Genomic DNA, 23,849 nt, shown 5'->3' with positions numbered 1-23,849 from the left:
GGAGCCCAAGAATTGCGCTATTTCAAACCGCTACTACTCACCCTAGCCCTGGCCACCACCGCCCAATCCACCCTGGCCGCCGACTGGCAATCCTCCCCCTACGGCCCAAACGACGAAATCGGCGCCGCCAACCTCCTCACCCCCGAAGTCGTCAAGCAAGCCATCACCCTGGTCAAGACCGGCAAGACCTACCCCCTCGCCGTCCCCGTGAGCAAGGACCTGCCCGCCTTCCGCCACCGCAGCTTCCACCTCTACAACATCCAGCCCGGCGAACAGGCCGGCCAGACCCTGGGCAAGAACAAGTTCAGCTTCAACGACGAGCTGGTCAACGGCTGGACCGGCGTCGGCACCCAGCTCAACGGCATCGGCCATATTGGCATCGACAACGTCTACTACAACGGCAACAAGGCCGCTGATTTCGTGACCGTCGAAGGCGTGACCAAGCTCGGCGTGGAGAACGTGCCGCCGATGGTCACCCGTGGCGTGGTGCTGGACATGACCGCGTACTACGGCAAGGCCATCGTGCCGGGCGGTACGTCGTTCACCGTCAACGACATCAAGGCGGTGTTGAAACAGCAAGGCATCACTCTGCGCAAAGGCGACGTGGTGCTATTCAATACCGGCTGGCTGGAGCTGATCGGCAAGGACAACGCGCAGTTCCTCGCCACCGAGCCAGGCATCGACCTGTCGGCGGCCGAGTGGCTGGCCGACCAGGGCATCGTCGCCTTCGGCGGCGACACCTGGGCCTCGGAGGTCTATCCGAACCCCACCGGCGAAGAGTTCCCGGTCAACCAGTTCATGCTGGCCAAGCGCGGGATCTACAACCTGGAGCTGATCGACACCCGCGCCTTGGTGCGTGACAAGGCCTTCGAGTTCCTGTTCGTGCTGGGCCAACCGCTGTACAAGGGCTCGACCCAGGTCAATATCAACCCGGTGGCCATCTACTGATCGCCCTGCCGCGATACCGACTCATCGGGCAGGTGAAAGGGCCAGGCCGGCAGCAGCCTGGCCCGGCCTTCACTTGTTCCTGTGCTGCGTGACGCCCATGAAGTCCAGGTACCTGGACAGCAGCGCCTTGTCCAGCGGCGGTGTCCTGATGCCGCTGCCGGCCAGGAAGCGGTCGGTGTTGCGCCGCTCGAAGTAGTAGGTCATCTCATAGACTTCGACCAAGGACTTGCCCGGGACCACCTCCTCCGTGAACAGGCTCAGCAGGCTGTAGAGTGGGCTGTTCTCATTGTTTCGCCAGAGCGCGAGCCAGTCGTGGAAATGCGCCGGCTTCAGGTCCAGGTCGAAGATCTCGTTCAGGCGCACGAAGAAGTCCGAAACGGAAAGGTCGTTCACCGGATCGGGCACCATGTGGAAATACTGGCCGACGGCGTCCTTGTTCCTGGCGATATGGACGATGGCCTTGGCCACGAAGTCCACGGTGACCAGCTGGTCCTTGAGTCCCATGATCATCGGGTAGGTACCCAGCGACAGGCAGCACCTCACGAAACTGCCCCACCACTGGTTCATTTCGGTGGCGCCGGTCTCACCGTTGCACATCACGAAGCCCAGGCGGATGCCGATCATCGGCAGCCCCTTCTGGCTGGCCTGCTCCAGCACACGCTCCATGACCCATTTGCTTCTGACGTAGTTGGTGTCACGGCAGACGACCGGCAGGTTCTGGTGGATGTCTTCGTCCTCGTACATCCAGGTCTTGCCGGTGAGCAGATAACCCCAGCTGAACACCGCCACGGTGGAGCATGCCACCAGGTACTTGAGCTTGAAGCGGGTGGCGAACTCGATGATCTGCTGGATGCCGTCGACGTTGACGGCCTTCATGATGGGGTACGGCTTGATGTAGTTGACGTTGCCCCCGGTGTGATAGACCACCTCGACCTCGCTCGCAAGGTCGCGGTAGGCCGCCTCCGGCAAGCCCATGCGCGCCAGCGTGAAGTCGCCGACCACGGGTTTGATGCGGGCGGCCTGCTCCTCTGGCCAGGCCTGCTTGTATTTCTCGAGGGTGAACTTGATCCGGCTGACGGCATGGATCACGCTTTCGGCCCGCACCAGGCAATAGACCTCGGCTGTGGTCGTGTTCAGCAGCTCCAGCAGCAGGTGCGCGCCGACGAATCCGGTGGCACCGGTGAGCAGCACCTTGCGCGGGTTGGCCAATACGTCGGGGTCGATCTGCGTCGGATAGTCATGATCCGCCTGCAGCGAAATGTCGCCCAGCAGGACCTGGGTCGAAATCCGCTGTTTTTCCTCGAAGGTCAGCGGCACCTGGTCGTGTCGTGCCCTGACCTGCGCGGCGAGGCCCTCCAGTGTCGGGTACAGGTAGAGGTCTATCAGCGTCAGGTGCTTCCTGATCTGCGCAGGCAAGGCGGTGAGCACCCGAACCACGCCCAGTGAATGGCCGCCCAGCTCGAAGAAGTTGTCCCTAGGATCTATGTCCTGCACTTGCAGCACATGGCGCCAGATGGCGGCCAGAATCCCTTCGATATCCTGCTCGTCATAGCCGTCCAGCGACAGCGCTTCGTCGGTGGGCATCGCCTGCAGCGCCTTTCTGTCCACCTTGCCGCTGAACGCCAGCGGCAGGCTGTCGAGGATCACGATCTTGTCCGGCACCATGTAGGTGGGCAGGGTCTTGTGCAGTGCCTTGCGGATACGGGCTTTGACCTGCAACGCAGTTTCCCGCGTGGCGCCGCCCAGGGTCACGAAGGCCGCCAGGATGGGTTGCCCGTGCTCGGCGTTGACCGCCACCACCGCGGCTTCCTTGACATCCTCGAGGACGTTGATCGCCCCCTCGATTTCCGCCGCCTCGATGCGGAACCCGCGCACCTTCAGTTGCGTATCGTTCCTGCCGATGAACTCGAGGTTGTCGTCCGCCAGCCGCCGCACGATGTCCCCGGTCCGATAGGCGCGCAGTCTCGGCGAGCCGACGTCCGCGTCGATGAGCACGAACCTTTCGCGGGTCTGCTCCGGTTTGCCGAGGTATTCCTTGGCCAGCTGGTCGCCGCTGATGAACAGCTCCCCGGGCTCACCCACCGGCAATGGCTGTAGCGTGGCGTCGAGCACATGGAATCCCACGCCGGTCAGTGGCTTGCCGATGGTTCTGACACTCTGCCCCGGCTGGTACGGATGGCAGGTTACCGCGATGGTGCTTTCGGTAGGCCCGTAGGCGTTGTACAGCTTGACCTTGTCCGCCCAGTACAGGAACACGTGCTCGGCACAGGCCTCCCCGCCCACGCCGATACTGCGCAGCTCGCCGATCGGCTCCTCGGTAGGCAGCGACGCCAGAATCGTCGGGGTGATCATGGTGATGACGTCGATGTGGTTCGCCCTGATGAAATCGAGCAACGGCGCGCCCAGCACCTTGTTGTCGGGGTACAGGTACAAGCTGGCCCCCACCAGCAACGGAATCCACAGGTCCATGAAGGAGGCGTCGAAGGTGTAGGAAAGCAGCTGGATGACCTTGTTCTTCGCGCACACACCCGTGACGCGGGGGTAGTTGACGGCAAAGCTGTGGACGGCGCCGTGCTGTACCGCGACGCCCTTGGGCTTTCCGGTACTGCCGGAGGTGTAGATGACATAAATGAGGTCGTGCGGGGCGACGTTGACCCGCAGATTGCCAGCGGGGTGATCGGCAATCACACGCGCCTGTTCTTCCTCGGCCGGCACTACCCACTGGCCCTGGTAACTGGAGAACTTTTCCAGCACCTGTTCGCAAGCGATCAGGAACCGCGCGCCGGTGTCTTCCAGGATCAGTTCCAGGCGTGCTTCGGGATAATCCGGGTCAAGCGGGACATAGGCCGCACCGGCCTTCATGACAGCGAGCATGAACAAGGGTCGGTCGAACGACTGCACGGCACAGATCGCCACCAGCGCCCCGGGGGTGACGCCGATGTCGATCAGGTGCCTTGCGAGGCGATTGGCGCGCTCGTTGAGCGCCTGGTAGCTGACACTCTGCGCCCCATGGTAAATGGCGGTCTTCTGCGCCTGTAGTTCTGCCTGGTGTTCGAACAGCTCGACGACGGTACCTGCGTTTGCATAATCCATTGCAATGTTCCTCCGTTGTGTCCGACACGTGCCTGGACGCGCTCACGCCACAAGGGGCAACGTCTCCCTTTCATGGGGCGACGTCATGAGCAAACCTGGAAACTGCAAAGGGCAAGCAAAGCCATTCATTCCAGAGGCCGGGCTCCATGGCCTGATGTCGCGTTGGGTGTCGGTAGCCCCAGACTAGTCGAGCGCGCCGCTGTCATGGCCCAGGGGATTGCGAAAAGGCCGAGGTTTCGACAAACGGGCAATCGGCGCTGGGTGTTGCATATCTTCCCAGTATTCCGTGCGCGCATGCTCGTCAGGGATGAGGCGCGACAGCAGTGGACACCGCATCAAGGAAGATCAGTTGCAGCGGCTGCGCCAACAACTGGTCGGCCTGCTCGGCAAAGCGCTGGAAGTGCGCGGTGGCCAGGTGCGTGTCCAGGGCCTGCTGGTTATCGAAGGCCTCGCGCATGTAGAACGTCCCGGGCTCATCGCTGCGCTCGAACAGCATGTAGTCGCGGTTGCCGGGCTCCGCCCGGGTCGGCTCGATCAAGGTCAGCAAGGCCGCTTTCAGCGACGCTGCCTGGCCTGGCTTGGCCTTGAGGATGGCAAGGGAAACGAGGGGATGGACTTGTTGGTTCATATACGGTTCCTGGTCAGTTGCGGATCGACTGGCCTGCGGTTGTTTGTGCATGGGCTATTGACCGTGTGTGGGCCACTTGTGTCCGCCGCGACTCTTGCAGCGCCTATCAGATCGAGCGCCGCCCGCGCGGCGCATCGCGACGCAAGGCCGCTCCTACATCTGTTTCGGGCCAGTCAATCCTGTGCCATTACCTGGTCCGCCTTGTTGGTACGACGCGGTTTCAGCGTGGGCACCACTGCCGCCTCACCTGTCTCAAGACATGCGCCAAGGCAGGCAACCATGGCCTGACAGGTTCGGCACGTTGCAACAAATGTAGGAGCGGCCTTGCGTCGCGATGCGCCGCGCGGGCGGCGCTCGATCTCATAGGCGCTGCAAGGCTTTCGGCGGACACCTTGAAAAGACTGGCTTCAGAACCCTTCCAGGACAATCTTGCCGCGCGCCTTGCCACTCTCGACCAGCGCATGGGCGCGGCGCATGTTGGCGGCAGTGATGGCACCGAAATGCTCGCCCAGGGTGGTGCGCAGGGTGCCCTGGTCGATCAGCTCGGCCACTCGCTCGAGCAACTCATGCTGGCGCACCATGTCGTCGGTCTCGTACAGCGAACGGGTGAACATCAACTCCCAGTGCAGTGACAGCGACTTGCGCTTGAGCGGCATGACATCCAGCGTCCGTGGGTCGTCGATCACCCCCAGGCGACCCTGTGGCCGCAGCACCTCGACCAGTTGCGAGAAATGCTGTTCGGTGTGCGTGAGGCTGGCGACATGGCTCACCGATTCGATCCCCAAGGCCTGCAGTTGCCCTTGCAGCGGCGCGCTGTGATCGATGACGTGATGGGCACCCAGTTCGCGCACCCAGTCAGCGGTTTCGGCGCGCGATGCCGTGCCGATGACCGTCAGGCGGGTCAGTTGCCGGGCCAGTTGCACCAGCATCGAGCCAACGCCGCCGGCGGCGCCGACGATCAGCAAGGCGTCACCCTCCCCGCCGCCTTCAGCGACGCCCAGGCGGTCGAACAGCAATTCCCAGGCGGTGATGGCCGTCAGCGGCAGCGCCGCGGCCTGCGCCGCATCCAGGCTGAGCGGCTGGTGCCCGACGATGCGTTCGTCGACCAGGTGATACTCGCTGTTGCTGCCGGGCCTGGCGATGGAGCCGGCGTAGTACACCTGGTCACCTGGCTTGAACAGCGTCACCTGGGGCCCGACTTCGCGGACGATACCGGCCGCATCCCAGCCCAGTATTTTCGGCTCACGCGTGAAAGTGCCAGCGCGCACTTTGGTGTCGACGGGGTTGACCGACACGGCCTTGACCTCCACCAGAAGGTCCCTTGGCCCTGGGCTCGGTCTGGGCATGAAGATGTCCTGGAGAGATGCAGGGTCTTCGATCGGCAAGCCGTTGTGAGTGGAACTGATCGCTTTCATAGGCACTCGCTGCTGGATATGGTTTGATTCGTGAACCCAGTCTGGCGTGTCCGGCCCTTGGGAAAAACGGGTGCTGTCCGTGAACACTTTCATTGCAGGAGTGATAATGATCCGTCTCGACGATCTGGGCATCTTCGTGCGCAGCGCCGCGCTGGGCAGCTTCACCGCGGCCGCCCACGAGGCCGGCCTGCTGCCCGGCCAGGCGGCCGAAGCGGTCAAGCGCCTGGAGCGTGAGCTGGATGTGCGGCTGTTCGCCCGCACCACGCGCAGCCTGCGCCTGACCGCCGAGGGCGAGCAGTACCTGCCCTCGGCCCTGGCCGCCCTGGAAGCCCTCAGGCACGGGCGGGACAACCTACGTCAGGAGAGCGCCCAGCTAAGTGGAACGCTGCAGGTGGCCGCGCCGTCCGATCTGGGGCGCAACGTGTTGCTGCCCTGGCTCACGGCGTTTCGCCGCGAGCACCCGCAGTTGAACCTGCGGTTCTTTCTTTCCGACCAGATCGCTGATCTGTTCCGCGATCCGGTGGATATCGCCATTCGCTACGGCCTGAACGCCGACGCCAACTACATCGCCCTGCCGCTGGCTCCCTGGAACCGCAAGGTGCTGGTGGCCTCTCCCGAATACCTGGCGCGCCATGGCGTGGTGCAAGCCCCCGATGACCTGCGCGATCATCAGTGCCTGCTGTACATGCAGCAGGGCCGGGTCTACGACAAGTGGCAACTGGGGGCGCAGACCGTCCAGGTTCGTGGAGCCCTGCTCAGCGACGATGCCGACATCGCCCGGCGCTGGGCCGTGGCCGGCGAAGGGATCACCTACAAGTCCTGGCTGGATGTCAGCGACGATGTGCTGGCGGGACGGCTCGTCGTGCTGCTGCGGGATCATCCCGGGCCGGTCATGCCGTTGAGCCTGGTGTGTCCGCACCGCAAGCAGCTGTCGCCTGCGGTGCGGCGCCTGCACGCCTGGTTGTCCGGTCGCTTCGCCGAGCTCGAGCGCCACTGATCAGTGGTTCGCTTCGGCCAGGCGCAGACAGGCGCTGGCCAGAGCGTCGAAGATCACACTGTCCGGACACGAGCCCCTGTTCTGTCCATCAGGCGCTCTCCCCCGCTCCGTGCTCACCCCACACTGCCTAGCGTCGACTCTGCCTGGCCAAGCCATGCTGACTCTTGGGCTCGTACCGTCGCCATTCGGGCTTGGCAAAGACCTCATCCTGGGAGATGGCTTTGCCATCCCGGTAGAAATGCAAGTTCTGCTTTACCTGTTCCATGTCCCGATGCCGATAGAGCCAGCGAAGTTCGCTGGATGTGATACTGGCGCCAAAGCCAGTCTTGGACACCACGACGTCAACGTTGTCGGCAATGGTATCGGCCAGGAAATGCAAAGGCATGTTCCGCTCCACCAGCTGGAATTCGAGCCCTGCCTTGCTGGTGCGCGCCCATAGCACTGTCGCGAGCTCCAGGGCTCTTGCAGGGTTTTCCTTGATGCCAAGCGCCTCCTGCTGATCTTTGACATTGTATTTGGAGTGGTTTTCGAGGAAGTTCTTGAACGCGATGGCGCGCTTGGAGTCCAGCAGTGACTTCTTTATCTCCCCATCACTGGCATAAGCGGTAGGCGCGCTCGGGTTCCAAACCGCATTGGTGATGTCATTCTGAATGCGGATATTGGCTTTTCCGGTCGCTTTCCCGAACAGTTTCGTCAGTTTTTTCACTCCCGCCACCGGTGCAACTTTCCTGTGCCCGGCGGCGTCCAGCGCCAATAGTGCTTTCTTTCGAGGTGCATCCAAGCCATACACGATGTCGCCCGTCTTGAAGATGTCGGTCAAGTGACTGGACTGCGTGGCGGGCCCTCTGGCGTTAGCCGACGAAGCAAGATGACCTGCATGGGCCGATGTCGGCGGCCCCTCTACAGCCACCCGCCCGTCAGTGTCTCGGTAGGTCACCGGGTTGTTCCTGACCATCCGGTACAGATTCTGCCCGTCGACGGTCCCGGCAGGGTCCGGACTCAACCAGCGTCCGGCCCACGGTTGATAGTATCGGTAGCCGTAATAGTAAAGCCCCGTCGCGTCACGCTCCTTGCCCGAGTAGCGCAAAGCCTTGTAGCTTGCCTCGACTTCGCTTCTGGCAGAAAGGATGGCCGTACCGCCATACGGATAATACTCTTCCTGGCTGATGACCTGCCCCCGAGCGTCCAGCTCGAGGCCGCTGCTGCCAATGAGGTCGTCATGGCTGAAACGCAACTGGTCGTTTTCCAGTTCGTCCGGCTTGCCGTGCTGCCAATGCATTACCCGTACCTGCGTGCTTCCCGCTTCGCCAATGGCGACGACCTGCAGGTTGCGGGTCTGCGTTTCTCCGACAAGCGTGGTTTGCAGCTCCAACCCCGGAACGTAGATCGTGCGCCTTGTCTGCAGGCTGCCGCTGGCTTGCCGTCTGGAGATTTTCACGATGCGCTGATTGGCGCTGTCATAGCGATAATGTTCCGAGTCATGGGCGTTGTCGCCACGTGCCACCAGGGTCACCTGCCGCAACTCGTTGCGTGCAGTCCAGTCCAGCGTCTGGCCCGGATACAGGACTTTCTGCTCGCCACCTGCGGTGAACAGCCCATCCACCTCAGTGGGGGCGTCGGTCAATGTCGCCAGTACCGCACGGTTGCTCCGCCCACTGACTGTCAGCGCGATGGTCTGGCTGCTACCCGTGGACGGCGTATGGACGATGTGCGTCAGGTTGCCACCGCGATCATAGCGATAGCTGCGCGCGTAGTTCCTGTACGTACTCGCGTCGATGGCCGCGCCAGCCCAGAGAGGTTGGCCAGCGCTCGCCATTTCACGGCCTTTGGCGCATGTCAGCTGGTACAAGCTGTCGTAGGTATAGGCATTTTCCGCGACGATTTTCTGGTTACGCCAGAAACGTGTCTCGGGCGCATCGTTGCGCACCTTGAGCACATTGCCCACCGGATCGTATGCATAGTGCTGATGTCGCAGCAGCCTCGCCCCGGTTCGCTCGACCCTGATCCCATCGAGTCTTTGCGTGCGCTGGTCGTACGTGTACAGGGTCGTCACTCCGTTAGCATGCACTTCGCGCAGTCTGTTGCCGGCGGCGCAGTAGTCGACGGCGCTGGTGATTACCTGCTCTGCCCTGCCCTTGAGCGTCAACCAGCTGGCCAAGCGCATGCCTGCAACGTCGTGGGCAAAGCGCTGTCGATGGCCAGCCGCATCGGTGGTGGTCAGGGTGACTCCCATCGCGTCCGTTCGGGTAACGCTGGTGTAAAGGTCCTCGGCCAGGCACTGCTGCCATTGGCCGACTTCCTCGCCTTGCCAGTCAGCCGCACTGTCCCGGTCGTCCACATCCTTGAGCAGCCGCCGAGTGGTGGACAGGGTGGCGGCGGTCAGAGCGATGCTGTCCGTTTGCATGAGACCAGCCGCGTCGTAATGGCTCACGCACTGCCCCGCCAGGTTCAGCGACTTGCTCGATTCATCGTTGCCGGCGTAAACCAGGCGCTCCACGACCCTCTGTCCTGCCCCGAACACTTGCTCGGTGATAGCCAGTGGTCGCCCGGGAAGGTCGACGTGCTCGTATTCGACGGCGCGGATCACGGCCTCGGCATGGCTGGCCCGCCCCATCGGGTCAAGCTCGATGCGAGTGACCGTTGCCAGCGCGCGACCTTCAGTGTCACTCAAGGCCAGCGTTGTGCCGGCGTCGACGCTCTGGGTCTGCAATCTGGCTCCGGCAAGCGCCGTCATGTACCTGAAATTGGCCAGGCCCGATTCGTGCAATCGCGGATCAACGCTCTGCATGAGCGCGCCTCGGGCGCTGTAGCAATGCAGGGTTATGCGTTCATCGCATGCTTGAGGGGTGTCGGGGTGACGGTGGTAGACAATCTCGCGAACGATCCGGCCATGGCTGTCTTTCACCGTGACCGTAGGGGTATTGCTAAATAACGCCGTACTCATGGTGCTCTCCCGTGGTTTGGGAGCTATAAGCGCAGGTCCTGCCGAGACGCGACAGGAGGATGCGTTACCCTGAGGAGCCCACGGCTGAGGGGCGCGCTTACGGGATTAGCGATCCGAAACACCATTGAGCTGGCCACGCTGCAGGCTTCGCACGGTGTTGCCCAGAGCATCCTGTGCCTGCGGATCGGCGCCCTGGAGCAAGAGTCTGTCGAGCAGCGCCTCGCGCTGGAACAGCGCGGCATACATCGCCGCCGTCTGGCCATTGGCATTGCGCTGATCCAGGTTGCAGCGCGCGCCAATCAGGCGTTGGGCAATGCGCACTTCGCCCTTGAAGATCGCCCCCATCAACGCGGTGTTGCCGCGCAGATCCTGGGCGCAGGGATCGGCGCCGGCCCCCAGCAGTTGCTCCACGGCGCCGCGCTGGCCATGGTAGGCGGCCAGGATCAGGCCGGTGTAGCCCTTGTCGTCATGTACGTTCAGGTCGTAGCCGGCCTGGATGAAGGTCGCCAGCATGGTTTCATCACCGCGTCGCGCGGCATCGAAGAAATAATCCCGCAAGCGCTGCTCGACAGCCGCGCCCTGCCCTTCAGCCGCTGGCAGCGCGTGCGCCTGGGCAGCCATCGTCGTCAGCCCGATCAGGGCCGCAAGAATCCATGCGTGCATGGTGGGTACCTCTCATGGTCTGCTTCGCGGGTGAACCCGCTCCCACAAAGGCCGGGGTGTTTGTAGTCATGGATCAGGAAGACGGGCCCGAAGGCCCGTCCTGTGACGCCGTCAGTCCTGCAGCTTGGCCGCCAGTTGCTGGACCCGCGCAAGGTCCGCCTTGGCCACTTTCGCCAGCCCGGTGCCGTAGTCCTTGTCGGCCTTGTAGAAGAACGACAGCATGATGTAGCGGCTCTGCTCGTCAGTGATCGCCAGCGCCTGGCCGAGGCTGTCGATCAGGTCGGTCTGCTCCTTCTTGCTGTACGAGCGGAACAGCTCGCCGGTCTGCTTGAAGTTCTGCTCGCGCTGGATCTTTGCCTGTTGGGTGGAGCCGCTCAACGGCGTCTGCGAATAGCGCGCGCTGGCCTGCTCGTCGCGCGGTTGCAGGCGGCTCGGCTGGTAGTTGACGCCGCTGCTGGTGTGGCCGTTGTTCGCCGCGCCATCCTGGTTGACGCTGTTCACCTCGTTGCGCGGGCGGTTGACCGGCAGGCTCAGGCCGTTGGCGCCAACCCGGTACATCTGGGTGTCGGCATAGGCGAACAGCCGGCCTTGCAGCAGGCGGTCCTCGGAAGGCTCGATGCCTGGCACCAGGTTCGACGGCGCCATGGCCACCTGCTCGGTTTCCTGGAAGAAGTTGTCGACGTTGCGGTCCAGGACCATCTGGCCGATCTTGCGCTCCGGCACATCGGGCCAGATCTTGGTGGCGTCCAGCGGGTCGAAGTCGAACTTGGCCAGTTCTTCAGGCTTGAGCACCTGGATATACAGGTCCCATTTCGGGAAGTTGCCCTTGTTGATGGCGCTGACCAGGTCGTGGGTCATGTGGCTGTAGTCGCGGCCCTGGACCTGCTCGACCTGTTTCGGGTCGAGGTTCTTCTGCCCTTGCAGGCTCTTCCAGTGGAACTTCACGTAGTGCACCTCGCCCTTGGCGTTGACCAGCTTGTAGGCGTGCACGCTGTTGCCGTCCATCTCGCGGTAGCTGGCCGGGGTGCCCTCGTTGGAATACAGCAGGGTCAGGGTGCGGGTGGCCTCCGGCACATGGGAGAAGAAGTCGAAGCGCCGCGCATCGTCGTCGAGGTTGCTGCGCGGGTCGGGCTTGAAGGCGTGGACCATGTCCGGGAACTTGATCGCGTCGCGGATGAAGAAGGTCGGGAAGTTGTTGCCCACCAGGTCCCAGTTGCCGTCGGCGGTGTAGAACTTGGTGGCGAAACCGCGCGGGTCACGCAGGGTTTCCGGCGAGTGGGTGCCGTGCACCACGGCCGAGAAACGCACGAACACCGGGGTCTTCTCGCCGGGGCGGAACACCTTGGCCATGCTCAGCTCGCTGATGTCGGCGCTGGCGGTGAACTGGCCATGGGCACCGGTACCGCGAGCATGCACCACACGCTCGGGAATGCGTTCGCGATCGAAGCGCTGCAGCTTCTGCAGCAGTTGCACGTCCTGCAACAGCACCGAGCCATTGGGGCCGGCGGTCTGCGAATTCTGGTTGTCGCCCACTGGCGCGCCATTGTCGCGGGTCAGGGTGGCGGCCTGCACCGACATCGACAGCAGGCTGCTGGCGAGGCTCGCCGCCACCAGCAGGCGACCGGGCTGGAACAGTTTCAGCGAAGGGATCATGGGAACTCCTAAAGGCTCTATCAGGCGTCTTAGTGCGCCTTGAAAGGGTAAGGAGGCCATCACCGATCCCTAAATTGATCCTGCTCATCAATGTAATTGGTAATTTCAATGCCGTTGCTTATGCATTGATGCTATTACGCGATTGCCGCGATGTTCGACCGGCTAACGCTTGGCCATGCGCCGACGGTAGCAGCGCGTGCGCGCCGCATCGGCCAGCTGTTGCACCAGCAGCGCCCGCCAGGGCGCGACCTGCGGGTCAGGGGTCCGGCCACGGCTGAGCTTGCGCAGCTGGAACTTGACCAGCGCCATGTTCGCCAGGGAGGCCAGCGCCTTGTTCTTCCAGGTAATCGCCGGCAGTTCGGGGGCCGCCTGACGGCCGGCCTGCCAGGCGCGCGGCAGCGCCGGATCGATGGCCAGCGCCGTGCCGATCCCAACCATTTCCACCCCGCTCTGGATCACCTGGTCGGCCACCGACTGCCGACGAATGCCACCGGTCACCATGACCGGCATCGTCGCGACCGTGCGAATGTCGCGGGCGAACTCGAGAAAATAGGCTTCCCGCGCCAAGGTCCGGCCGTCCCGCGCCTGGCCCTGCATCGCGGGTGCCTCGTAGCTGCCACCCGACAGCTCCACCAGGTCCACGCCCAGCCCGTCGAGCAGGCGCACCACCTGCTTGGCGTCATCGGCGCTGAAACCACCGCGCTGGAAATCGGCCGAATTGAGCTTGACCGCCACCGCGAAACTGGGCGCGACCACCGCGCGCACGGCCTTGACGATCTCCAGCAGCAGGCGGGCGCGGTTCTCCAGCGCCCCGCCCCACTGATCGGTACGGCGGTTGCTCAGCGGCGAGAGGAACTGGCTCAGCAGATAACCATGGGCGGCGTGGATCTCGACCCCGGTGAAGCCGGCCAGCTCGGCCAGCCGCGCGGTATTGGCGAAGCGCTGGATCACATCGGCGATCACTTGCGCGGTCATGGCCTGCGGTGTGGCGAAGTGGCGCGACATCTTGCCCAGGTCCAGCGCCACCGCCGAAGGTGCCCAGGTCTGCTGGCCAAGATTGGCGCGCATCTGCCGACCAGGATGATTGATCTGCAGCCAGAACTGCGCACCCCGCGAACGTCCGACGCTCGCCCACTGACGGAACCGTTCCAGGTGTCGCGCGTCCTCCAGCACCACGCCGCCGGGGCCCGTCATGGCGCGGTTGTCGACCATCACATTGCCGCTGATGATCAGCCCGACGCCACCCTGTGCCCAGGCCTGGTACAGGCGCAATAGCTGGTCGGACGGCGCGTGCTCGGCGTCGGCCATGTTCTCTTCCATCGCGGCCTTGGCGATACGGTTGGCCAGGGTCGAGCCATTGGGCAGGGTCAGCGGGGAAAACACGTTCATCGGGGTTACCTCGATACAGGTCGTGGTGCCAGGCTATCTTTAAAGCCAACTTTAATGTCAAGCCCGCTGATCCGCCCCCAATGCGGGGCTGAAGCGTCCATTGCTCGCAGCTCTTGACATTAAAGTTAAGTTGAAAGTTAAGGTGGCCATCAACGCCCTCTCAAGCACGCGTCGGGCGTGACGCCACCTTCTGGAGAACCTCGAACGTGAAACTCAAAACTGCCGCCGCCCTGGCCGGCGCATTGCTTACGCCCCTTGCCGCCAGCGCCCAGGCCGATGCCAGTGGCCTGGCCAATCCCGTCGAGACCACGGTGATCGACATCGCCGGGCATTCGGTACCAGTGCCCAAGGGCGGGCTGTATGACCGCTACCGCTCCAATCCGCCGCTGTCGGTGATCCAGGCGCAGATGCCGGACATGGACCTGAGCTGGTTCAGAAGCCTGGAGAAGACCAAGGTCGACATGGGGTTCGAGTCCTACTCGCCGAATTTCTACTACCAGAACAGCCGGGTGACGGCGGTCTACACGGCGGATATCGACCGCCTGCGCGAGCTCATGCCTGCCCAGGTACTGGAACAGGTGCAGCCCCTGCAGGTCTGGCCAGGGCGCGGCCTGGTGGCGTTCACCGCCTACACCTACGACTACTGCGATAACGACAGCTACAACGAGATCGCCGTGTCCATCATCACCAACAGGCCCGGCAAGTCGAACCTGGGCCCCGTCACGCTGATCGGCCAAGCGCTGTCGAAGGATTTCTGGGGCTACGTGCTCAAGCTGCCGGTCAATACCGAACTGGCGCGGGTGCGTGGCGTGGTGGGCTACAACCTGCCCAAGTGGCTGACGCCGATCGAGCGCCGCGAAGACGCGTCGGCGGTGACCTACGACATCGCCGACGCGCAGACCGGCAGCGTGGATGTCATCTTCCGAGCCAACAAGCTCGAGGCGCTGTCCCATGAAGCCGGGCTGGTGACGAACAGCTTCACCAACCTCGATCACCAGGGGCGCCTGGCGTATGGCTATGCCGTATCACGGCAGACCAGCCATGCCTCCAGCATGAGTGGAGACTCGGCGCAGCTGGTGCTTGGCAGCGGCAGCCTGTCGAACTACATCCGCTCGCTGCAGCTGGGCAGGTTGGTGAAGTACGAGTACGTACCGCAGTTCCAGAGCGCGCTGTACGCGCCCCGACCGTTGGCGCAGCTGTCGCGTTGACGCGATAGCTCTTGATGTCAAAGCAGCGGGTATCCTGTGGGAGCGGCTTCAGCCGCGAACACCGGCGTAGCCGGTGCCAAGCGCTGCGGTGGCTGCTTCGCGGCGGTTCGGCGCCCCGATGAACCCGCTCCCACAGGGGGCTGCTAAAACTTGGCGGGTTCACCGCCCGCCCTGCTCTGCCTTGCGCTGGATCCTGTCCTGGGCGATCTCTTCGCGCAGACGCTCCAGCACGCGTTGCGAATTGTCCGCGCAGGGCATGCCCTCGGGCTTGCCCTCGATACCGTCGATCACCAGCAGCAGTTGTGCCTTGTTGCGTGCCAGGCGCTGCTGCAGGCGCTCGATTTCCTCGACCTTGCGCTTGAGACCGGCCAGCAGTTCGTCGTGCTGCCAGCCCTCGGCATTGCTCGGCAGCAACTGGCGAATCTCCTCCAGCGAAAATCCGGCGGCCTGGGCACTGGTGATCATTTCCAGCACCCACACCGCATCGTCATCGTAGTCGCGATAACCGTTGGCCTTGCGCTCGACCGAGCGAATCAGCCCGCTGGCTTCGTAGAAACGGATACGTGAAGGGGCCAGCCCTGTGATGCTTGCCAACTCGCCTATTCTCATGCGGCACCTTTGAAATCCGATTGACCTTGAAGCGCACTTTAATCCTAGAGTTGTCCGGTGGCCAGGTGCGCAGGCACCTGCCCTCCTACGCTGCACACCTCGAACAGGAGAAGCGAAATGGGATACGTCACGACCAAAGACGGTGTCGAGATTTTCTACAAAGACTGGGGCCCACGCGACGCGCAGGTGATCTTCTTCCACCACGGCTGGCCATTGAGCGCCGACGACTGGGACGCGCAGATGTTGTTCTTCGTGGCCGAGGGCTATCGCGTGGTCGCCCACGATCGGCGCGGCCATGGGCGCTCCAGCCAGGTCTGGGACGGCCACGACATGGATCACTACGCCGACGACGTGGCTGCCGTGGTCAAGCATCTGGGCGTGCAAGGCGCGATACATGTGGGGCATTCGACCGGTGGCGGCGAAGTGATCCACTACCTGGCCCGCTACCCCGACGACAAGGCACCCAAGGCCGCCATCATCGCGGCGGTACCACCGCTGATGGTCAAGACCGCCAGCAATCCCGGCGGGCTGGACAAGTCGGTGTTCGACGGGCTCCAGGCCCAGCTCAAGGCCAACCGCGCGCAATTCTATTACGACGTGCCGGCAGGTCCGTTCTATGGCTACAACCGACCGGGGACGAAGAAAGACGAAGCGGTCGTTCTCAACTGGTGGCGCCAGGGCATGATGGGCTGCGCCCAGGCCCACTACGACGGCATCGTGGCCTTCTCCCAGACCGACTTCACCGAGTCACTGAAGAAGGTGGCGATCCCCGTGCTGGTCATGCATGGCGATGACGACCAGATAGTGCCTTATGACAACTCCGGGCCGCTGTCGGCCAAGTTGTTGCCCAACGGTATCCTGAAGACCTACAAGGGCTTCCCGCACGGCATGCCGACCACCGAGGCCGACACCATCAACAAGGACCTGCTGGCGTTCATTCGCAGCTGACGCCGGGCCCGGGGCGCGGTTTTCGCCGCCCCGGGCAATGCCGAACATGAGATAAATTTAATAAAACTTACAAGTTTCAAACATCGCCTTACACGCCCTTGCACTTATTAAAATTCTTTCACCGAAAACATCAATAAACGCCACAACTGTTAATTGAATTAACGCACTGGCGTGGCCAGAATCAGTCACCCGCCCTCACCTGTCAGCTGCGGTAGTTCGCGGGCTGCACGTATTTTCAAGATATTTGTACTTGCCACGTTTGTTCCTGGCAGTGCGCCCGCTCGCGCCCGCAATCTTGTTGTGATGGCGGCCTGAGCCATTTCATTCCCGAGGATAACCATGAACACCCCAAGTACTGGTGCGCCCATCACCCAACCCCCGATGCGCGAACACATCCTGCTGACCGGCGCCACCGGCTTTCTGGGTGGCTCGGTGGCCGCCCAGTTGATCGCCGGCGGCCATGGCGCTGACCTCAGCTTCCTGGTCCGCGCCAAAAGCGCCGAACAAGGCTTGCAGCGCCTGCGCGACAACCTGCGCCAGCATGGTGTCAGCGGCCCTGATGAACAGGCGCTGAGCGAGGCGCAGATCATCTGCGGCGATTTCCTCGATACGGCCTGGCTCGCGCATGAAGCCCCGCGCCTGATGCAAATGGACCGAGTGATCAACTGCGCCGCCGTCGCGTCGTTCTCGAAGAATCCGAACATCTGGCCGGTCAACGTCGAGGGCACCTTCGCCTTCGCCCAGGTGCTGAGCCGCTCCACCCGCCTCAAGCGCTTCCTGCATGTGGGCACCGCGATGTGCTGCGGGCCGCAGCGCCAGTCGCCGATCAGCGAGTCATGGGAGTTTCCGGACGCCGCGCAGCAACTGGTGGACTACACCGCGTCCAAGGCCGAGATCGAGCGGCGCCTGCGCCAGGACCTGCCCGGCCTGCCCCTGGTCGTGGCGCGCCCATCGATCGTGGTGGGCCACCGCAGCCTCGGTTGCCAGGCCTCAGGCAGCATCTTCTGGGTGTTCCGCATGGGCTTCGCCCTGGAAAGCTTCACCTGCGGCCTGGACGAGCAGATCGACGTGATCCCGGTGGACTACTGCGCCGAAGCGCTGATCGGTCTGGCGCTCAAGCCGCTGCTCGGCCATGACCTGTACCATATTTCCGCCGGTCATCAGTCGGCCTGCACCTTCGCCGAGATCGACGCGGCCTTTGCCCAGGCCAATGGCGCCGAGCCTGTCGCAGAACGCTACCGCAAGGTCGATGTAGATGACCTGAAAACCCTGGCAAGCAGTTTCGAAGCCCGTATCGGCCCAGCCAACCCACGCCTGGTGCTGCGCGCCCTGCGCCTGTACAGCGGCTTCGCCGACCTGAACTACCTGTTCGACAACAGCCGTCTGATCGAGGAAGGCATCGCGCTGCCGCCACGTTTCACCGATTACCTGGATGTCTGCGTCAGGTCGTCCAGCGCAGTGAGCATCGCGACCCAGATGCAGTGGGACTTCAAATAGCGCAGCGTCAGTAATCCCCGCGCTTGCGCAACGCCAAGCGTCCGGCGATGACGGTGAAGGTCACCACCAGTGCCACCAGCACCCAGAACCCATGGGGGTCGTCCGCCAGCGGCACGCCGCCGACGTTCATGCCGAAGAAGCCGGCGATGATGTTGATCGGCAACGCCAGCACCGTCACCACGGTGAGCGTGAACAGCGTGCGGTTGTTCTGCTCGGTGAGCTTGGCGGCGATCTCTTCCTGCAACAGCTTGATCCGCTCGACCAGGCTGGTGAGGTCGTTGATGATCACCGAGAACTCCTCGGTGGACGCGCGCAGTTGGCGAATATCCTGCTCGCGCAGCCACTGCGGCGGACGGTTGAGCAGGCGCAGCAGCGAGCCCGGCTCCAGTGCCAGCAAGCGCTGCAGGCGTACCAGCACACGGCGCTGGCCGCTGAGTTCGGCGCGGTTGTCGCTCAAGCGCAAGGACAGCAGTTGGTCCTCGATACGGTCGACCTTCAGGGTGGTCTCTCGCACCACCTTGGTCAGCAGGTCGCTCTGATCGCGCACCAGGTGTACCAGCAGCTCCACGGTCGAGCCGAAACGTTCCCCGCGCTTGACCGACGAGCGCAGTTCGTCCACCGAATGCAAGGGCTGCAGGCGCGCGCTCACCAACAGGCGGCTGCGCGCGCAGGCCCAGAGCGTGGATACATCGGAGGACACCAGGCCGAAGCTGAACACCATATCGTTGACCACCGCGAGCAAGGCCGAGTCGATATGCTCGATGCGCGTCGAGCGCGAGCCTTCGCGCAGGGTCTCGAAAAAGGTCTCCGGCAGATCCAGATTGGCCTTCATCCAGCGCTCGCAGGCGGCATGGGCAAGGTTCAGGTGCAGCCAGATGAACGCTTCGCCGGGCGCTGCCTGCAACTGCGCCACGGCCTGGACCGAGTCGATTTCGCGGCCTGGCTCGCCAGGACGAAAGACGAAGCCATACAGCAGGCCGTGCAGATCGGCTTCATGATGAGGGTTGGCGTTACCGGATAGCATGGCGATGAACTCTCGCATACGAAATCCGATGGTAGTGTCGAGCGGATGACAGTCGGATGACAGTGCTCAAGAGTCCGTGTCCGCCTCGATGCCATCCGCCACGCAGTAACGGTCCCGGCCCTGGCGCTTGGCCTCGTACAGCGCCCGATCGGCCGCCGCCGTCAGGCTTTGCGGGGTGATCGCTTCCAGCGTGGGTGTGCCCGCGGCTATTCCGGCACTGCTCGAGACCCGCCCCAGAGGGCTGCCGACATGCTCCAGCGCCATGTTGCGCAGCAGCTGAAGGATTTCCTGGACGATCGCACTGGCGCCCTGGGCATCGGTATTGGGCAACAACAGGGTGAACTCCTCGCCGCCATAGCGCACCGCCAGATCGCCCGGGCGCTTGAGCGACTGGCGCAGCAGCGTACCGAAGCGGCGCAGGCACTCGTCGCCCGCCGGATGGCCATAGTGATCGTTGTAGGCCTTGAAGTGGTCGAGGTCGAGCATGACCAGGGCCAGCGGATAGCCTTGGCGCCGAGCCCGGCGAACTTCCGCCTCGAGCACCGAGTCCAGGCGCCGACGATTGCCAAGCCCGGTCAGGCTGTCGGTCAAGGCCATGACCTTGAGGGTCTGGTGTGCCTGGTGCAATGCACGCTCGATGACGATACGCTCGCGCAGCTGGCGCAACACGACCCAGCCGAAGCCCGCCAGGCCGATCAGCAGCAGCACGAGCAATATCACGGCCTTGATCATGTCCTGGCGCCATTGCATCAGGATCGACTCGCGCGACAGCCCTGCTTCCATCACCAAGGGGTAGCTCGGCAAGGCGCGAAAGGCGTACAGGCGACGCGTCCCGTCGATCACCGCCACGGCATCGACGACACCTTTGCTGGCATAGGGCAGGTAGTTGCGAAAGACCTCGCTGTCGGCAAGGCTGAGGCCGATCTCCTTCTCCACGAATGGATACCGGGCGATGATGGTGCCGTTGCGCTTGGCCAGCACCAGCACGCCATGTTCGTCGATCTTGAAATCGCCGTAATAGCGCACGAGCCAGTCGATCTTGATGGTGCCCAGCAGCACGCCGGCGAAGCTGCCGTCCGGGTGCTCCAGGCGCCGCGAGATGGGCAGGATCAGGTCGCCGGTGGAGCGACTGCGTACCACGTTGCCGATACGCACCTCGTGGTCACGATGGTCGCGGTGATAGGCGAAATACGCACGGTCGGCGTTGTTGACCCGGGGTGGCACGGCATCTTTGTCGCTGACCACCCAGCTACCGTCCGGCCCATACACGAACAGGCCATGCAACTGCGGCATGATCGCCATCTGCTGCTTGAACATGGCATGCAACCGGGGCCGGTCGATGGTCTGCAGACCATCGCCTTCGAGGCGTTCGGACAGGGCCGCGGTAATGGCGTCGACCTGGCGAATGGTGTCCTCGGCGTGCTGGGCGGTAGCCCAGGCCAGGTTGGTCACCGTCTCCTCGGCCTTGATGAATGCTTCGCGATACTCGCGCCAGATGCGCCAGCCTTCGAGCATCACGAAGGCCAGCATCACCACGGCCATGAAACTCAGCACCAGACGGAACAGCGACGCGGCTCGGCCCTCGCCGCTTGCCGCGAGTGCGCGATCTTCGCCTTGTTTTCCGGCTGCATGCATCGAGGTCCCACCGTCAAGGATTTGCCGTCAATGAATATAGTACAGCGCGGCGCCGCTCAGGCTTTGCCGGCCAGGCGCGCCTCGCAGGCCGTCAGTTGCCGGCGCATTTCCTCGCTGGCGCCCTGGGCCTGGGCCAGGATGGCGCGCAATCCCTGCACCTGGGCGTCGCGCTGTTCCAGCTGCAGCTCAAGCTCGGCGCACCGCTGCGCCGTCTGCCGCTGCCCGGCCAGCAGGCGCTCGTTGTCGCGGTGCAGGCGGGTCGACTCCTGCTGATGGACGATCGCGCCTTGCTGCAGTGTCTGCAGCTGACCCTGCAGCTGCCGCACCTGGGTATCGATACGGCGTTGCTCTTGCTCGCGCTGTTCGCGGTAGTGCGCCAGTGCCTCATGGGCCGCGTGGTGCTTGTGCTCGAGCGAGCGGATCTGTTCGTCCTTGTCGGCCAGGCGCACCTGCAGTTCGCCACGCGCCTGCTCGAGGCTGGCGCTGCGCAGCTGCTCGGCTCGCAACGTCGACTGAAGGGCCTCGAGCTCTTGCGAGCGGGCCACCAGCGCGTCGGCCTGGTCCTGGATCTGTTGGTGGGCAGCGGCCAATGCGAGCTGGGCCAGCTGCAGTTGCGCCTGCAATTGCTCGCGTTGCTGGTCGAGCGCCGTTTCGGCGATGTCGATGCGTGCCTGGGCCTCTTCCTGCAACTGCGCCGCCAGTTGCTCCACCAGCCGCCCCAATGGCTCGCTCAGGCATGCGGTGCCCTCGAGCGCCACCGGTTGCCGCTGACCAAGCTCCTTCAGGTAACGGTGGATGGTGGTCTTCGAGCCTGTATTTCCCAATTCGATACGTACCGCATCGATACTGGGATGCTCGCCGCGGGCAACCAGCGCATCGCGCGCCTGCTGCACCAACCTCTTGTCGATTCCACCTCTGGCCATTGCTCGCTCCGACATTTTCGTACTGTATTACGTACCACGTAATACATGGCGAATAGTGAACCTGCCCAGAAGCGATTTCAAGCGTTGGATCGCAGCCTCACGCAGCGCCAAGCGTTGTCAGTGCCTTCGCTGCGCGAATAAGATGGCGAACCCCACATAGCGCGATCCACTTGATTCTTTTCCTCTCATAGATGAGATCTATCAACTCATCCAGCCTATTGATTTGACTGCGTCAAATTGCCTCAGATAACGTTTCGCCCACGTCGAAGTCACCCGCCCCACGGGTTGATCGTATCTGTCCTGTTCCCGTCAAACCCAGACCCACGGCTCGCTTTCGGCGTTGCCGTCGTCCTTGCGTGCGAGTTGCTCAAATGTCTGTGAATACTCCCTCCCGGATCACCGAACTGGCCATAGAAGCCGGTACCAAGAAAGCGCACCTGCCGACCCGGGCCACCCTGATCCTCGGTTTTCTGGCCGGCGCGTTCATTTCGCTGGGCTTCCTGCTGGCGATCCACGTGAGCACCATGATCCCCGCGCAATGGGCCTCGTTCGGCAACCTGCTGGGCGCCGCGGTGTTCCCCATCGGCCTGATCCTGGTGATCCTGGCCGGCGGCGAGCTACTGACCGGCAATATGATGAGCCTGCCCCTGGCCATGTTCGCCGGGCGTATCCGCCTCTGGGCTGTGCTGCGCAACTGGACGCTGGTGACCTTGGCCAACCTGCTCGGCGCGCTGTTCGTCGCCTACTGCTTCGGCCACCTGCTCGGCCTGACCGAAGGGCCGTACTTGAGCAAGACCTTGGCCGGTGCCACCAGCAAGGTCAACGCCGACTTCCTGCACGCGTTCGTCTCCGGCATCGGCTGCAACTGGCTGGTATGTCTGGCAGTGTGGCTGTCGTATGCCAGCCGCGAGATGAGCGGCAAGATCCTCGGGATCTGGTTCCCGATCATGGCTTTCGTCGCCATCGGCTTCCAGCACGTGGTGGCCAACATGTTCCTGATCCCGGCGGCGATCTTTGCCGGCTACCTGAGCTGGGCGCAGCTGGCGGAAAACCTGGCGGCGGTGTTCCTGGGCAACGCCGTGGGCGGCGCGATCTTCGTCGGCCTGGCGTACTACGTGTCGTTCGGCGCCCCGGCGCAGGAGCAGGGCGCATTGCAATAGAAAAAGACAGGGCCGCTGTGCGGCCCTGTGGGAGCGGGCTTGCCCGCGAAAGGGCTGCCCAGCAGCCCTGATGAGGTGATCAACCTCTAGTGATAGGCATCCCCCGCCTGCACCTTGCCGCGGAACACGTGGTAGCTCCAGAAGGTGTACACCAGGATGATCGGAATGATGAACAACGCCCCGATCAACGCGAACAACTGGCTGGTCAAGGGCGCCGCCGCCTGCCACAAGGTGATGCCTGGCGGCACGATGTTCGGCCAGATGCTGATCGCCAGGCCCAGGTAGCCCAGGAACACCAGCCCGACCACGGCAATGAACGGCATGTGCGAGTGACGCATGCGCAGGGTTTTCTGGATCACCACCACCGCCACCACCGCCAGCACGGCGATCAGCAGCGAGCGCAGCCAGTGGCTGGCGCCGAACCAGCGCTGGGCGATGTCGTCATGCAGCCAGGCGGTCCAGGCGCAGATCACCACGATCACCAGTGCCAGCAGGTAGGTCAGCGGCCGGCTGTAGTGACGCATGCGCGATTCGAGCATGCCGTCGGTCTTGATCAGCAACCAGGTGCTGCCCAGCAGCGCGTAGGTCAGCAGCAGGCCGACGCCGCAGAACAGCGGGAATGGCGACAGCCAGTCCCAGCCTGAGCCGGCGAACTGGCGATCCACCACCGGGATGCCATTGATGTAGGTGCCGATGGCCACGCCCTGGAAGAAGGTGGCGAGCACCGAGCCGCCGATGAACGCTTTGTCCCACAGGTGACGCTTGTGTGGATGGGCCTTGAAGCGGAACTCGAAGGCCACGCCGCGGAAGATCAGCCCGGCCAGCACCAGTACCAGCGGCAGGTACAGGGCCTCGAGGATCACCGAGTAGGCCAGCGGGAAGGCGCCATACAGCGCCGCCGCGCCGAGCACCGCCCAGGTCTCGTTGCCATCCCACACCGGTGCCACGGTGTTCATCATCACGTCACGGTCGCTCGAATCGCCGATCAGCGGGAAGAGAATGCCCAGCCCCAGGTCGAAGCCATCCATGATCACGTACATCATCAGGCCGAAGGCGATGATCACGCCCCAGATGACCGACAGGTCGATACCTTGAATCGTCATTGTTCAGCTCCT

At 63.4% G+C, this 23,849-nt stretch carries 18 protein-coding genes; 6 read left to right on the top strand and 12 right to left on the bottom strand.

The genetic code is table 11. From position 1 onward, the window contains the following. Positions 1-12 precede the first annotated feature (12 nt). Positions 13-948 carry a cyclase family protein gene (locus ACYUME_RS13520; protein ID WP_279885746.1) on the top strand — a complete coding sequence of 312 codons (936 nt, stop codon included), beginning with the start codon at positions 13-15 and terminating at the stop codon, positions 946-948. Positions 949-1,017: 69 nt separating this feature from the next. On the opposite strand, the gene ACYUME_RS13515 is transcribed toward ACYUME_RS13520, so the two are convergent. From ACYUME_RS13515 to ACYUME_RS13505, 3 genes are all read right to left on the bottom strand, one after another. Then, complete coding sequence (locus ACYUME_RS13515) at positions 1,018-4,041, bottom strand: non-ribosomal peptide synthetase family protein (RefSeq protein ID WP_460415054.1); 3,024 nt, start codon at positions 4,039-4,041, stop codon at positions 1,018-1,020. A gap of 301 nt (positions 4,042-4,342) precedes the next feature. Continuing rightward, positions 4,343-4,669, bottom strand: coding sequence for a putative quinol monooxygenase (locus tag ACYUME_RS13510; RefSeq protein ID WP_460415052.1), 327 nt, complete (start codon positions 4,667-4,669; stop codon positions 4,343-4,345). A 407-nt stretch (positions 4,670-5,076) separates the two neighbouring features. Continuing rightward, positions 5,077-6,084 (bottom strand): zinc-binding alcohol dehydrogenase family protein, encoded by a 1,008-nt coding sequence (locus tag ACYUME_RS13505; protein WP_460415050.1) that lies wholly within the window; start codon positions 6,082-6,084, stop codon positions 5,077-5,079. A gap of 106 nt (positions 6,085-6,190) precedes the next feature. Here ACYUME_RS13505 and ACYUME_RS13500 point away from each other — a divergent pair, with 106 nt between their 5' ends. Beyond that, positions 6,191-7,081: a LysR family transcriptional regulator gene (locus tag ACYUME_RS13500; RefSeq protein WP_460415048.1), complete on the top strand. Its 891-nt coding sequence runs from the start codon at positions 6,191-6,193 to the stop codon at positions 7,079-7,081. 127 nt (positions 7,082-7,208) lie between these two features. On the opposite strand, the gene ACYUME_RS13495 is transcribed toward ACYUME_RS13500, so the two are convergent. The 4 genes from ACYUME_RS13495 to ACYUME_RS13480 form a co-directional block, all read right to left on the bottom strand. Then, entirely contained in the window at positions 7,209-10,025 is a 2,817-nt protein-coding gene (locus tag ACYUME_RS13495; RefSeq protein WP_460415046.1) for an RHS repeat-associated core domain-containing protein, read from the bottom strand. Positions 10,026-10,130: 105 nt separating this feature from the next. After that, positions 10,131-10,688, bottom strand: a complete 558-nt coding sequence (locus tag ACYUME_RS13490; protein ID WP_460415045.1) for an ankyrin repeat domain-containing protein — start codon at positions 10,686-10,688, stop codon at positions 10,131-10,133. 111 nt (positions 10,689-10,799) lie between these two features. Continuing rightward, positions 10,800-12,341: a catalase KatB gene (gene katB, locus ACYUME_RS13485; protein WP_460415043.1), complete on the bottom strand. Its 1,542-nt coding sequence runs from the start codon at positions 12,339-12,341 to the stop codon at positions 10,800-10,802. A 162-nt stretch (positions 12,342-12,503) separates the two neighbouring features. Then, positions 12,504-13,730, bottom strand: a complete 1,227-nt coding sequence (locus ACYUME_RS13480) for an NADH:flavin oxidoreductase/NADH oxidase family protein (RefSeq protein ID WP_460415042.1) — start codon at positions 13,728-13,730, stop codon at positions 12,504-12,506. Positions 13,731-13,972: 242 nt separating this feature from the next. Between ACYUME_RS13480 and ACYUME_RS13475 the strand changes: the two genes are divergently transcribed. Beyond that, complete coding sequence (locus tag ACYUME_RS13475; protein WP_460419361.1) at positions 13,973-14,938, top strand: acetoacetate decarboxylase (ADC); 966 nt, start codon at positions 13,973-13,975, stop codon at positions 14,936-14,938. 159 nt (positions 14,939-15,097) lie between these two features. On the opposite strand, the gene ACYUME_RS13470 is transcribed toward ACYUME_RS13475, so the two are convergent. Further along, on the bottom strand, positions 15,098-15,547 hold the full coding sequence (locus ACYUME_RS13470; protein WP_279885948.1) for a MerR family transcriptional regulator: 450 nt from the start codon (positions 15,545-15,547) through the stop codon (positions 15,098-15,100). 117 nt (positions 15,548-15,664) lie between these two features. Here ACYUME_RS13470 and ACYUME_RS13465 point away from each other — a divergent pair, with 117 nt between their 5' ends. Beyond that, on the top strand, positions 15,665-16,495 hold the full coding sequence (locus tag ACYUME_RS13465; RefSeq protein WP_460415039.1) for an alpha/beta fold hydrolase: 831 nt from the start codon (positions 15,665-15,667) through the stop codon (positions 16,493-16,495). 339 nt (positions 16,496-16,834) lie between these two features. Next, positions 16,835-17,992: a cationic peptide resistance protein CprA gene (cprA, locus tag ACYUME_RS13460; RefSeq protein WP_460415038.1), complete on the top strand. Its 1,158-nt coding sequence runs from the start codon at positions 16,835-16,837 to the stop codon at positions 17,990-17,992. Positions 17,993-17,999: 7 nt separating this feature from the next. Here cprA and ACYUME_RS13455 read toward each other — a convergent pair whose 3' ends face one another. The 3 genes from ACYUME_RS13455 to ACYUME_RS13445 all read right to left on the bottom strand — a co-directional run bounded on the left by ACYUME_RS13455 (position 18,000) and on the right by ACYUME_RS13445 (position 21,574). Continuing rightward, positions 18,000-19,016, bottom strand: a complete 1,017-nt coding sequence (locus ACYUME_RS13455) for a transporter (protein ID WP_460419359.1) — start codon at positions 19,014-19,016, stop codon at positions 18,000-18,002. A 66-nt stretch (positions 19,017-19,082) separates the two neighbouring features. Next, entirely contained in the window at positions 19,083-20,651 is a 1,569-nt protein-coding gene (locus ACYUME_RS13450; RefSeq protein ID WP_460415036.1) for a sensor domain-containing diguanylate cyclase, read from the bottom strand. 56 nt (positions 20,652-20,707) lie between these two features. Further along, positions 20,708-21,574, bottom strand: coding sequence for a DNA-binding protein (locus ACYUME_RS13445; RefSeq protein WP_460415035.1), 867 nt, complete (start codon positions 21,572-21,574; stop codon positions 20,708-20,710). A 371-nt stretch (positions 21,575-21,945) separates the two neighbouring features. Between ACYUME_RS13445 and ACYUME_RS13440 the strand changes: the two genes are divergently transcribed. Beyond that, positions 21,946-22,734, top strand: coding sequence for a formate/nitrite transporter family protein (locus tag ACYUME_RS13440; RefSeq protein ID WP_279885935.1), 789 nt, complete (start codon positions 21,946-21,948; stop codon positions 22,732-22,734). An 86-nt stretch (positions 22,735-22,820) separates the two neighbouring features. On the opposite strand, the gene cydB is transcribed toward ACYUME_RS13440, so the two are convergent. Next, complete coding sequence (gene cydB, locus ACYUME_RS13435) at positions 22,821-23,837, bottom strand: cytochrome d ubiquinol oxidase subunit II (RefSeq protein ID WP_460415033.1); 1,017 nt, start codon at positions 23,835-23,837, stop codon at positions 22,821-22,823. Positions 23,838-23,849: the final 12 nt, after the last annotated feature.

The sequence above is a fragment of the Pseudomonas sp. microsymbiont 2 genome (genome assembly GCF_054788395.1).
This window is presented reverse-complemented; position numbering and strand designations above follow the sequence as displayed.